Consider the following 11917-nt stretch of genomic DNA (forward strand, 5'->3'; position numbering starts at 1 on the left):
ACCTGCGGCCCGGCAAAGCCGGTTCCGCGGTGTTCGCTGGAATGGGACCCCGAGGCTCTTGGGGCTTTCGGGTCAGAGGTTTTCTGAAAGCTTGTCGTCGCGGGGGTGCAGGGGGACTTCGGCGCGCAGTGCTGTCAGCAGTTCGGGCACGTCGGTGCCGGTGCGCACCAGGTCCATCTGCCATTCACCCATGAAGCCCTCGCGCACGCTGTGCGCCAGAAAGCTCAGCAGGCCGTCGTAGTAGCCGGCGGTGTTGAGAATGCCGGTCGGCTTGTCGTGGTAGCCGAGCTGGCGCCAGGTCCAGATCTCGAACAGTTCTTCGAAGGTACCGATGCCGCCCGCCATCGCGAGGAAGGCGTCGGCGCGCTCGCCCATCATGGCCTTGCGCTCGTGCATGGTGTCCACCACGTGCAGCTCGTCGCATAGGGGATTGGCCAGTTCCTTGTCGACCAGGGCCTTGGGGATGATGCCGACGACGCGGCCGCCGGCCTGGCGGGTGGCCTCGGCCACCGTGCCCATCAGGCCGGTGCGGCCGCCGCCGTAGACGAGCTGGCCGCCGTGGCTGCCGATCCACTGGCCCACGGCCTGGGCGGCCTGGGAAAACTCGGGGCGCTCGCCGGGGCGCGAGCCGCAATACACGCAAATCGAAAATTCAGGGGTCATCCTGCGATCATGCCGCAGGCGGCGGACCTGCTCATGACACGAAGCGTTGCCACAGGGCCGCGGCCCAGATGCCGCCGCACAGCGTGAGCGACAGCAGGACAGCGGCGCTGCCCATGTCCTTCGCGCGCTTGGAGAGGTCGTGCCATTCGGGGCCGATGCGGTCGATGGCGGCTTCCACTGCCGTGTTGAGCAGCTCCACGATCATCACGAGGACGGCGCTTCCGGCGAGCAACGCCACCTCGACCCAGCTGCGCCCGAGCCAGAAGGCGGCCGGGATCATCAGCATCGACAGGATGGCTTCCTGACGGAACGCCGGCTCGCTCCAGCCGGCGCGCAGGCCGTGCAGCGAGATCAGGGTGGCATGCCAGACGCGCTCGAAGCCCTTGCGGGCCTTCTGCGGATTCACGGCGGGGTCGGGCAGGGCACTCATTGGCGGCTCATCGGCTTGGAGGTGATGAGCCGCGTACCGGCCCAGGCGTCGTGCCAGAACTGGCGCTCGGGGTGAAAACGGGCCAGCAGCGCCCAGATGGCGACCCAGCCGAAGATCAGGACGGTCGATTCGCCGCCCGACAGCTTGAATGGGGCGATGGCGGCCAGCGGCGGCAGGAACCACACCCAGCTCAGCAGGTAGCGCGCGAGTGCGCGGCCCTGGCTGACGGGGCGGCCGTTGCGGTCGACGATGCGGATGTTCCAGGTCTTCATGGCCAGCGTCTGGCCTTTGGTCCAGAACCAGACGAAGTAGACGCCGAACACCACGAAGAGGAAGGCCTGCAGCAGGTGCCGCCGCTCGTCCATGGCGTCGCGCATCTGGCCCAGCGTGCTGAACAGCCAGCCGGACACGAACACGACCGCGAACAGCAACATGCCCTCATAGAGCCAGCAGGCCATGCGCCGCCACAGGCCGGGCACCGCGGGAGCGTTGGGGGTGGATGAAGAGGGCGAGGCGGACTGGCCGGGTCCCGAGGCCTCGGGCGAACTGGAAACCATCGAAACCTTCGGTCAGGGGGCGGAGGACGAGGCCGCGGGTGCCGTGGCCGCGGACGGCGCCGGCACCTGGGCCTCGGCGGGCACTGGCGGCGGCGTGAGGCTGCTCGGTGCCGACGCCGCTGGAGCGACGACGGTGCTGGCCGGCATGGCAGGGCGTTCCACGGCGGCAGGTGGCGTCGCCGGCGAACTCACCACGATGGCCGCCGGCGGCAGCACGGGCGTGGGGGGCGTGGCCGGCACGATGCGGGGCGTGTGCTGCCCGGGCGGCGTGACGGCCGGCACGGGCACGAGCTTCTGCGACGAGACCGGGCGCACCGGCAGGGCGGCGCCGCGGGGCTTGGGCGGGGCACTCTCGGCGAGCTTGCGTTTTTCTTCTTCGCTCAGCGCCTGGTACTGCTCCCACTTGAGCTTGCGCTCGTCGGCAGGCACGCGCTTGACCTCGGCGAAATTCAGGCGGGCCTGGGCGCGCTGCTGGTTACTCAGCGCCGCCCATTCGATCATGCGGCTGTGCAGCGTGACCTGGTCGTCGGCGGGCATGTTCGCGTAGTTGCGCGACAAGGCCAGCCACTTGCGCTTCTGGCCGGCGTTCAGCGTGTTCCAGTGCGAAGCCAGCGGCTTCAGGGCGTGCTGCTGCTCATTGCTCAGTTCGTTCCACAGGGGCTTGGTCGTGGCAACGGCCTTGGGGCTTGCCGCGCCATTGGTGGCTGCGGCGTGCGTGGCGGGCTTGGCGGTTTCGGGCAGCGTCTGTGCATCGGCCAGCGTCAGGCCGAAGGCAGCGGCTGCCAGCGCACCCGCCCAAACGACGGCGCCCGCCGGGAGCGGGCGCAACGGAAGCAGGGCTTTCGCACGGGAAACGGAGCGGCGTCGCATTCGGTCGGGCAAGGTGTTCAGTCGGAGGCGCTGTCGGACTTCAGGAATTGGGCGAAGCCGGGGTCGGTGTAGGCGGCGGGCGGCAGGTCGCCCGTCAGCAGGGCCGAGTCGACCTCGGCGAGTTCGCTGGCGCGGTCGTCGTCCTGCAACACGCTGATGGTGATCAGGCCGGCCACCAGGGCGATCAGGGGCACCACGGAACCGATGCGGGTCCACCAGCTGCCGCCCAGTGTGACCGTGTGGCCCGATTGGACCGCCACGGGCGCCGTGCGCAGCTGCGGCGCCTGCTTGCGCGCGGCCACGGCCTGCGAACGGGCAACGCGCAGACGCTCGCTGATGTCGTGCGGCAACGCTTGATTGCCGTCCGACAGCCGGGCCGCCAGCCGTTGGCCGAAGCGGTCTTCTGCTGCGCTGGATTGAGAGGTTGGAACCTTAGTGTTCATAGCGATATTCCCTTGGCCTTGAGCGCCTTGCTCAGAGCGTGGACAGCTCGCGAACAATGGGTTTTGACGCTGCCCTCGGAGCAGCCCATTGCGGCGGCCGTCTCTGCGACGTCCATTTCCTCCCAGTAACGCATCAGGAAAGCCTCGCGTTGACGGCCGGGCAAAGCCGCGATCTGTTCTTCGATTTCGTGAAAGACCTGGCTTCGTCGCGTGGTGTCTTCGGCGCTCTCCGATTCTCTGGAGTCGGTTGGCGAGACGAAGTTCTCCAGCAGGTCGAAATCTTCGCCGTTGTCGGCCGGTTCGAAGTCGCTCAGGTTGGAAAAAAGGGCGCGGCGGGTCTTCTGGCGGCGGAACCAGTCGAGCGTGCAGTTCGACAGGATGCGCTGGAACAGCATCGGCAGTTCCTCGGCAGGCTTGTCGCCGTAGTGCTGGGCCAGCTTCATCATGCTGTCCTGCACGATGTCCAAGGCCGCTTCTTCGTCCCGCACGTGATAGACCGAGCGCTTGAAGGCCCGTCGTTCGACGTTTTTCAGGAAGTCGGAGAGTTCGTGTTCAGTAGCCAAATGAGAGGGGGCGGCGGGACGCGCCGCGTGGGGAGGATGTTTGGCGAACGCTCATGTTTTTATGCCGCGGATTATGCCTTTGTGCCAAGACAGGGCACCTGAAGCGAGTCTGAACGCGCCGGTAGTGTCATAATCCGCCTTGCAAGTCAAAAGGCAAACGGGTCACGGTCCGGCGGAACATCAGTCCGCTCATGGCTTTGGCCTCAAGTCCTGGCGCGGCCCCACAAGGGCTGGCAAGGGGCACCCAAGGTTTTTCGTTCCCGAAAAAACACAAAGGTTGATCATGGAAATCTCGAAGGCGGAACTCGCTTCCGCAGCAGCCGCGTCCTCTGGCGCCGGCAACACCACGCAAGAACTCATGGGCGCTGAAGTGCTGGTCAAGGCACTGCAGGCCGAAGGCGTCCAGTACATCTGGGGCTACCCGGGCGGCGCGGTTCTCTACATCTACGACGCGTTCTACAAGCAGGACACCATCCAGCACGTGCTGGTGCGCCACGAACAGGCCGCCGTGCACGCAGCCGACGGCTATGCGCGCGCCACCGGCGAAGTCGGCGTGGCACTGGTCACTTCCGGTCCCGGCCTGACCAATGCGGTCACCGGCATCGCGACGGCGTACATGGACTCGATCCCGATGGTGATCATTTCCGGCCAGGTGCCGACGGCCGCCATCGGCCTGGACGCCTTCCAGGAATGCGACACGGTCGGCATCACGCGCCCCATCGTCAAGCACAACTTCCTCGTCAAGGATCCGAAGGATCTGGCCATGACGATGAAGAAGGCCTTCCACATCGCACGCAGCGGCCGTCCCGGCCCCGTGGTGGTGGACGTGCCGAAGGACGTCTCCTTCAAGAAGATCCCGTACAGCGGCTATCCCGACAAGGTCGAGATGCGCTCGTACAACCCGGTGCGCAAGGGCCACGGCGGGCAGATCCGCAAGGCGCTGCAACTGCTGCTGGCGGCCAAGCGCCCCTACATCTACACCGGCGGCGGCGTGCTCCTGGGCAACGCCACGAACGAGCTGCGCACGCTGGTCGACATGCTGGGGTACCCCGTCACGAACACGCTGATGGGCCTGGGCGCCTATCCGGCGAGCGACCGCAAGTTCCTGGGCATGCTGGGCATGCACGGCACCATCGAAGCCAACAACGCGATGCAGAACTGCGACGTGCTGCTGGCCGTGGGTGCGCGCTTCGACGACCGCGTGATCGGCAATCCGAAGCACTTCGCGCAGAACGAACGCAAGATCATCCACGTCGACATCGACCCGTCGAGCATCTCCAAGCGCGTGAAGGTCGACATCCCGATCGTCGGCGACGTGAAGGACGTGCTCACCGAGCTCATCTCGATGATCCGCGAGAGCACCACCAAGCCCGACGCCGGTGCGCTGGCCGACTGGTGGAAGACCATCGAAGGCTGGCGCTCGCGCGACTGCCTCAAGTACGACCGCGACAACAAGGACGTGATCAAGCCGCAGTTCGTGGTCGAGACCCTCTGGAACATGACCAAGGACGCCGACACCTACATCACGTCGGACGTCGGCCAGCACCAGATGTGGGCCGCCCAGTACTACCGCTTCGACGAGCCGCGCCGCTGGATCAATTCGGGCGGCCTGGGCACCATGGGCGTGGGCATTCCCTACGCCATGGGCATCAAGCTCGCCAAGCCCGACTCGGAAGTGTTCACCATCACCGGCGAAGGCTCGGTGCAGATGTGCATCCAGGAGCTCTCGACCTGCCTGCAGTACAACACGCCGATCAAGATCTGCTCGCTCAACAACCGCTACCTGGGCATGGTGCGCCAGTGGCAGGAGATCGAATACTCCGGCCGCTACAGCCACAGCTACATGGACGCGCTGCCCAACTTCGTGAAGCTCGCCGAGGCCTATGGCCACGTCGGCATGCTGATCGAGCGTCCACAAGACGTGGAGCCGGCGCTGCGCGAGGCGCGCAAGCTCAAGGACCGCACGGTGTTCATGGATTTCCGTACCGACCCCACCGAGAACGTGTTCCCGATGGTCAAGGCCGGCATGGGCATCACCGAGATGTTGCTGGGTTCCGAAGATCTCTGATCCGGAACATTCGTTCGTTCAACCTTTACTGACGAATCTATTGCCCGCCAAGCCCGCGCATTACCGTGCACGGGGGAGGGCGGCGAAAGCGAAAGCTTCCGCGTAGGCGAAAAGAGGAGTCACGCCAACATGAAACACATCATTGCAGTGCTGCTGGAAAACGAGCCGGGTGCTCTTTCCCGCGTGGTGGGCCTGTTCTCGGCCCGTGGCTACAACATCGAATCGCTGACCGTGGCGCCGACCGAGGACGCAAGTCTCTCGCGCATGACCATCGTCACCAACGGCTCGGACGACGTGATTGAGCAGATCACCAAGCACCTGAACCGCCTCATCGAGGTCGTGAAGGTGGTCGACCTGACCGAAGGCGCCTACACCGAGCGCGAGCTCATGATGGTGAAGGTGCGCGCGGTGGGCAAGGAACGCGAGGAAATGATGCGCATGGCGGAAATCTTCCGTGGCCGCATCATCGACGTGACCGACAAGAGCTACACCATCGAGCTGACTGGCGATCACGGCAAGAACGACGCTTTCCTGGAAGCGATCGACCGCGGCGCCATCCTCGAGACGGTGCGCACCGGCGCCAGCGGCATCGGGCGCGGCGAACGCATCCTGCGGGTCTGACACCATGATTCGGAGCTCAGTCGCTGCCCGTTCGGGCTGAGCTTGTCGAAGCCCTCGCGCGAGCGGGGACTGCATTGAGCCCTTCGACAGGCTCAGGACGAACGGCACAACAACACACTGCAACTCGCTTATCTATCTGGAGAACATCATGAAGGTTTATTACGACAAGGACGCGGACCTCAGCCTCATCAAGGGCAAGACGGTTGCCATCATCGGCTACGGCTCGCAAGGTCACGCACACGCGCAGAACCTGAACGACAGCGGCGTCAAGGTCGTGGTCGGCCTGCGCAAGGGCGGCGCTTCGTGGGACAAGGTCGGCAAGGCCGGCCTGCAGGTCGCTGAAGTCGCTGATGCCGTGAAGTCGGCCGACGTCGTCATGATCCTGCTGCCCGATGAGCAGATCGCCGCCGTCTACAAGAACGACGTGGCCCCGAACATCAAGGAAGGCGCTTCGCTCGTCTTCGCGCACGGCTTCAACGTGCACTACGGTTTCGTGCAGCCGCGCGCCGACCTCGACGTGTGGATGGTCGCTCCCAAGGCTCCGGGTCACACCGTGCGCGGCACGTACACGCAAGGTGGCGGCGTGCCGCACCTGATCGCGGTGCACCAGGACAAGAGCGGCAAGGCGCGTGACCTCGCGCTGAGCTACGCCACCGCCAACGGCGGCGGCAAGGCCGGCATCATCGAGACCAACTTCCGCGAAGAAACCGAGACCGACCTGTTCGGCGAGCAAGCGGTTCTGTGCGGCGGCACGGTCGAGCTGATCAAGGCTGGTTTCGAAACGCTGGTGGAAGCCGGCTACGCGCCCGAAATGGCGTACTTCGAATGCCTGCACGAGCTGAAGCTGATCGTCGACCTGATCTACGAAGGCGGCATCGCCAACATGAACTACTCGATCTCGAACAACGCCGAATACGGCGAGTACGTCACGGGCCCGCGCATCGTGACCGACGAGACCAAGAAGGCCATGAAGAAGGTCCTGCAGGACATCCAGACCGGCGAATACGCCAAGAGCTTCGTGCTCGAAGCCGCTGCCGGCCAGCCGGTGCTGATCAGCCGCCGTCGCCTGAACGCTGAGCATCAGATCGAAGTCGTCGGCGAAAAGCTGCGCGCGATGATGCCCTGGATCAAGAAGAACAAGCTGGTCGACCAGACCCGCAACTGATCTTCAGAGGCAAGAGCCAACAGGGTGCTTCGGCACCCTGTTTCGGAGGGCCACCCGTCGCGGTGGCCCTTTTGTTTGAAGGGGAGTGCACGGGTCCCCTGAACTACACTGCGAAGCATGCGATTCACAGACCAAGATGCTATCGAATGGATAGCTGATCGGGCAGTTCCCACGAGGGACGGAGGCTATTTCAATGCATGACGACACCGTCCCCGACGACGCGCAGCCGCGTAAGCGTCGCAAGGGCATCTACATCCTGCCGAACCTGTTCACGCTGGCGGCGTTGTTCGGCGGCTTCTACTCGGTCGTGATGGCCATGAACGCGCGTTTCGACCTGGCCGCGCTCGGCGTGTTCGCCGCGATGGTGCTCGACAGCCTCGACGGGCGCGTGGCCCGCATGACTAACACGCAAAGCGCGTTCGGCGAGCAGATGGACTCGCTGTCCGACATGGTGTCCTTTGGCGCCGCGCCCGCGCTCATCGCCTACGAGTGGTCGCTCAAGGGCCTCGGACGCTGGGGCTGGATCGCCGCCTTCGTGTACTGCGCCTGCGCCGCGTTGCGGCTCGCACGCTTCAACGTCAACACGGGCGTGGTCGACAAGCGCTGGTTTCAGGGCCTGCCGTCGCCGGCGGCCGCGGCGCTCGTGGCGGGCTTCATCTGGCTCGTCAACGAATGGGGCAAGCGTGGTGGCGAGGTGCTGTACCTCTCGTGGACGCAGATCACCTGGGTCACTTTTGCCTTCACGCTGTACGCGGGCCTCACCATGGTGACCAATGCGCCGTTCTACAGCTTCAAGGACATCCAGATGAAGAAGAGCGTGCCCTTCGTCGTGATCGTGCTGATCGCGCTGGGCATCGCAGTCATCAACATCCATCCGCCGACGGTGCTGTTCAGCCTCTTCGTGGCCTATGGATTGAGCGGCTACGTGGTGTACGCGTGGCGCAAGGCCAAGGGCCAGCCGGTGAGCGTGATCAGCACCTCGACCGAAGAGCCCGACGAGCGGGGGCTGCACAACTGAAGAAGCCCCGGGCCTTCACAGGCCCGCGAAGGCTGTGCTACATTCGCAACCCTCATGACCAAGATTTCGCTGCTGGCCCTACTAGCCCTCCCTCACGGGCGGAGACGGTAGCGCACGCGCTAATCCCTCATCACGGCCCGTTCGCACCAGCAACGGGCCGTTTGTCTTTTGGGGTTGCTGGTTGAGTTCCAACCATCACAGAGAAATCGACATGCTCAAGCAACCTCAAGCCAAATACCGCGCATTCGCCCCGATCGGTCTCAAGGACCGCACCTGGCCCGATGCCGTGCTGACCAAGGCCCCGATCTGGCTGTCGACGGACCTGCGCGATGGCAACCAGGCCCTGGTCGAACCCATGGACATCGCGCGCAAGATGCGCATGTTTGAAACCCTCGTGACCATCGGCTTCAAGGAAATCGAAGTCGGCTTTCCCTCGGCGTCGCAGGTCGAATTCGACTTCGTGCGCAAGCTCATCGAGGAAGACCGCATTCCCGACGACGTGACGATCCAGGTGCTCACGCAGGCGCGCGACCACCTCATCGAACGCACCTTCGAAGCGTTGCAGGGCGCACCGCGCGCCATCGTCCACCTCTACAACGCGGTGGCCCCCGTGATGCGCCGCGTGGTGCTCGGCATGGACGAAGACCAGATCGTCGAACTCGCGAGCAGCCACGCCCGCATGTTCAACGACTTCGCCGCAAAGCAGCCGAACACGAAGTGGACCTTCCAGTACTCGCCCGAAATGTTCTCGGGCACCGACGTGGTCTTCTCCAAGCGCGTGGTCGATGCGGTCACCGAAGTCTGGGCGCCGACGCCCGAGCGCAAGTGCATCGTCAACCTGCCCACCACGGTCGAGCATTCCACGCCGAACATCTTCGCGGACATGATCGAGTGGATGCACCGCAACCTCGCGCGCCGTGACTCGATCGTGCTGTGCGTGCACCCGCACAACGACCGCGGCACCGGCACCGCAGCCGGCGAACTGGCCTTGATGGCCGGCGCCGAGCGCATCGAAGGCTGCCTCTTCGGCAATGGCGAGCGCACCGGCAACCTCGACCTCGTGAACGTCGCACTCAACCTCTACACGCAGGGCGTCTCGCCCGAACTCGACTTCTCGAACATCGACGAGATTCGCGCCACGGTCGAGCACTGCAACCAGATTCCCGTGCACCCGCGCCATCCGTACGTCGGTGACCTCGTCTACACCTCGTTCTCGGGCTCGCACCAGGATGCGATCAAGAAGGCCTTCGCCGCGCGCAAGGACGGCGACATCTGGGACATTCCGTACCTCCCCATCGACCCGAAGGACGTGGGCCGCAGCTACGAAGCCGTGATCCGCGTGAACAGCCAGTCGGGCAAGGGCGGCATGGCCTACCTGCTCGAGAGCGAGTACGGCCTTGAGATGCCGCGCCGCCTGCAGATGGAATTCATGCAGGTCGTGCAGCGCGTGATGGACGTGGGCGGCAAGGAACTCACCGCCGCCGACCTCTGGCAGATCTTCGTGAACGAATACGGCATCGAGACCGCCAAGGCCTTGCAACACCGCGTGATCCAGGAAGAAGGCGAAGGCGCCGAGGCCACGGTGGTGCTGCGCGGCGACCTGCCGTGGGACGGTGAAACGCGCGCCATCGAAGGCCGCGGCAACGGCCCGATCGACGCCTTCACGCAGGCACTGAGCCAGGCCACCGGCCACACGGTGCGCGTCATGGATTACCACCAGCACGCCATCGGCGCGGGCGCCGACGCCAAGTCGGTGGCCTACCTCGAACTGCGCGTCGACGAGTCGCAGACCCTGTTCGGCGTCGGCATCGATGCGAACGTGATCTCGGCCTCGCTGAAGGCGATCGTGTCGGGGGTGCAGCGGGCCAGGGGCCGGGGCGCGCGCAGCGCACAATCGGTGGCTGAAGTCGCCTGACGCACCGGCACCAGCCGCACGCGCAAGGTGGGAACGAACCAAGGAGATCCACGATGACCGACCAACTCATTATTTTCGACACCACCTTGCGCGACGGCGAACAGTCGCCCGGCGCCTCGATGACGCGCGACGAAAAGTTGCGCATCGCCAAGCTGCTGGAGCGGCTCAGGGTCGACGTCATCGAAGCCGGCTTTCCGGCCAGTTCGAACGGCGACTTCGAGGCCGTGAAGGCCATCGCCAATGCGATCAAGGACTCGACGGTGTGCGGCCTCTCGCGCGCCAACGACCGCGACATCGCGCGCGCGGCCGAGGCCCTGAAGGGTGCGGCGCGCGGGCGCATCCACACCTTCATCGCGACCTCGCCGCTGCACATGGAAAAGAAGCTGCGCATGTCGCCCGACGAGGTGCATGAGCAGGCCAAGCTGGCCGTGCGCTTCGCGCGCAACCAGATCGCCGACGTGGAGTTCAGCCCCGAAGACGGCTACCGCAGCGACCCCGACTTCCTGTGCCGCGTGCTCGAGACCGTGATCAACGAGGGCGCCACCACCATCAACGTGCCCGACACCGTCGGCTACGCCATTCCTGAGCTGTACGGCAACTTCATCAAGATGCTGCGCGAGCGCATTCCCAACAGCGACAAGGCGATCTGGTCGGTGCATTGCCACAACGACCTGGGCATGGCCGTGGCGAACTCGCTGGCCGGCGTGAAGATCGGCGGCGCGCGCCAGGTCGAGTGCACGATCAACGGCCTGGGCGAGCGCGCGGGCAACTGTTCGCTCGAAGAAGTGGTCATGGCCGTGAAGACGCGCAGGGACTACTTCGGGCTCGACCTGAACATCGACACCCAGCACATCGTGGCCGCCAGCCGCATGGTCAGCCAGACCACCGGCTTCGTGGTGCAGCCCAACAAGGCGGTGGTGGGCGCCAACGCGTTCGCGCACGCCTCGGGCATCCACCAGGACGGCGTGCTCAAGGCGCGCGACACCTACGAGATCATGCGCGCCGAAGACGTGGGCTGGACCGCCAACAAGATCGTGCTGGGCAAGCTCAGCGGCCGCAACGCCTTCAAGCAGCGCCTGCAGGACCTGGGCGTGACGATGGAAAGTGAAACCGAGGTCAACGCCGCGTTCGCGCGCTTCAAGGAGCTGGCCGACCGCAAGTCCGAAATTTTCGACGAAGACATCCTGGCGCTGGTCAGCGCGGAAGAGCTTTCGCACGTTGGTGAACAGTTTGCTTTCGTCTCTCTCTCCCAGCACAGCGAAACCGGCGAACGGCCTCAAGCCAAGATCGTGTTCACGGTCCAGGGCAAGGAAGTCACCAGCGAATCCGACGGCAACGGGCCGGTCGATGCGTCCCTCAAGGCCATCGAGGCCCACGTCAAGAGCGGCGCCGAGATGGTTCTTTACTCTGTAAACGCCATCAGCGGCTCGACGGAAAGCCAGGGAGAAGTTACAGTCCGGTTACAAAACGCAGGGCGGGTGGTCAACGGTGTGGGTGCAGACCCCGACATCGTGGTCGCTTCGGCAAAGGCTTATTTGAGTGCGCTCAACAAGTTACAGAGCCAAGCTGAGAGAGTGGCGGCACAAGGTTAGGTTTTCAGGCGT

General features: G+C 64.9%; 12 protein-coding genes. 6 read left to right on the top strand and 6 right to left on the bottom strand.

What is annotated here, in order from left to right; genetic code table 11:
- Positions 1-72 precede the first annotated feature (72 nt).
- From AC07O4_RS04025 to AC07O4_RS04050, 6 genes are read right to left on the bottom strand one after another with little or no spacing between them, the layout of a single operon-like run.
- Positions 73-663, bottom strand: a complete 591-nt coding sequence (locus AC07O4_RS04025) for an LOG family protein (protein WP_095950203.1) — start codon at positions 661-663, stop codon at positions 73-75.
- A 31-nt stretch (positions 664-694) separates the two neighbouring features.
- The gene (locus AC07O4_RS04030; RefSeq protein WP_119552011.1) at positions 695-1093 is read right to left on the bottom strand and encodes a diacylglycerol kinase; all 399 of its coding nucleotides are present in this window, start codon (positions 1091-1093) and stop codon (positions 695-697) included.
- Positions 1090-1650 carry an RDD family protein gene (locus AC07O4_RS04035; protein ID WP_492741516.1) on the bottom strand — a complete coding sequence of 187 codons (561 nt, stop codon included), beginning with the start codon at positions 1648-1650 and terminating at the stop codon, positions 1090-1092. The genes AC07O4_RS04030 and AC07O4_RS04035 overlap by 4 nt, the downstream gene beginning before the upstream one ends.
- A gap of 12 nt (positions 1651-1662) precedes the next feature.
- Positions 1663-2478 carry a DUF3106 domain-containing protein gene (locus tag AC07O4_RS04040; protein WP_495303812.1) on the bottom strand — a complete coding sequence of 272 codons (816 nt, stop codon included), beginning with the start codon at positions 2476-2478 and terminating at the stop codon, positions 1663-1665.
- Positions 2479-2537: 59 nt separating this feature from the next.
- Positions 2538-2963, bottom strand: a complete 426-nt coding sequence (locus AC07O4_RS04045; protein WP_062478060.1) for a DUF3619 family protein — start codon at positions 2961-2963, stop codon at positions 2538-2540.
- Positions 2960-3526, bottom strand: coding sequence for an RNA polymerase sigma factor (locus AC07O4_RS04050; protein ID WP_062478063.1), 567 nt, complete (start codon positions 3524-3526; stop codon positions 2960-2962). Before AC07O4_RS04050 ends, AC07O4_RS04045 begins: the two co-directional genes overlap by 4 nt.
- Positions 3527-3809: 283 nt before the next feature.
- On the opposite strand from AC07O4_RS04050, the gene AC07O4_RS04055 reads away from it, so the two are divergent.
- The 6 genes from AC07O4_RS04055 (at position 3810) to AC07O4_RS04080 (ending at position 11905) form a co-directional block, all read left to right on the top strand.
- The gene (locus tag AC07O4_RS04055; RefSeq protein ID WP_095745524.1) at positions 3810-5594 is read left to right on the top strand and encodes an acetolactate synthase 3 catalytic subunit; all 1785 of its coding nucleotides are present in this window, start codon (positions 3810-3812) and stop codon (positions 5592-5594) included.
- A gap of 129 nt (positions 5595-5723) precedes the next feature.
- A complete protein-coding gene (gene ilvN, locus AC07O4_RS04060) occupies positions 5724-6215 on the top strand; it encodes an acetolactate synthase small subunit (RefSeq protein ID WP_062478068.1) in 492 nt (163 codons plus the stop codon).
- A gap of 148 nt (positions 6216-6363) precedes the next feature.
- Positions 6364-7380 (top strand): ketol-acid reductoisomerase, encoded by a 1017-nt coding sequence (gene ilvC / locus AC07O4_RS04065; protein ID WP_062478069.1) that lies wholly within the window; start codon positions 6364-6366, stop codon positions 7378-7380.
- Positions 7381-7573: 193 nt separating this feature from the next.
- Positions 7574-8398, top strand: coding sequence for a CDP-diacylglycerol--serine O-phosphatidyltransferase (gene pssA, locus AC07O4_RS04070; RefSeq protein WP_062478071.1), 825 nt, complete (start codon positions 7574-7576; stop codon positions 8396-8398).
- Between the two features lie 211 nt (positions 8399-8609).
- The gene (gene leuA / locus AC07O4_RS04075; RefSeq protein ID WP_495303813.1) at positions 8610-10313 is read left to right on the top strand and encodes a 2-isopropylmalate synthase; all 1704 of its coding nucleotides are present in this window, start codon (positions 8610-8612) and stop codon (positions 10311-10313) included.
- A gap of 53 nt (positions 10314-10366) precedes the next feature.
- Entirely contained in the window at positions 10367-11905 is a 1539-nt protein-coding gene (locus AC07O4_RS04080; protein ID WP_070060915.1) for a 2-isopropylmalate synthase, read from the top strand.
- Positions 11906-11917: the final 12 nt, after the last annotated feature.

Source organism: Variovorax sp. GW821-FHT09D04 (genome assembly GCF_059416405.1).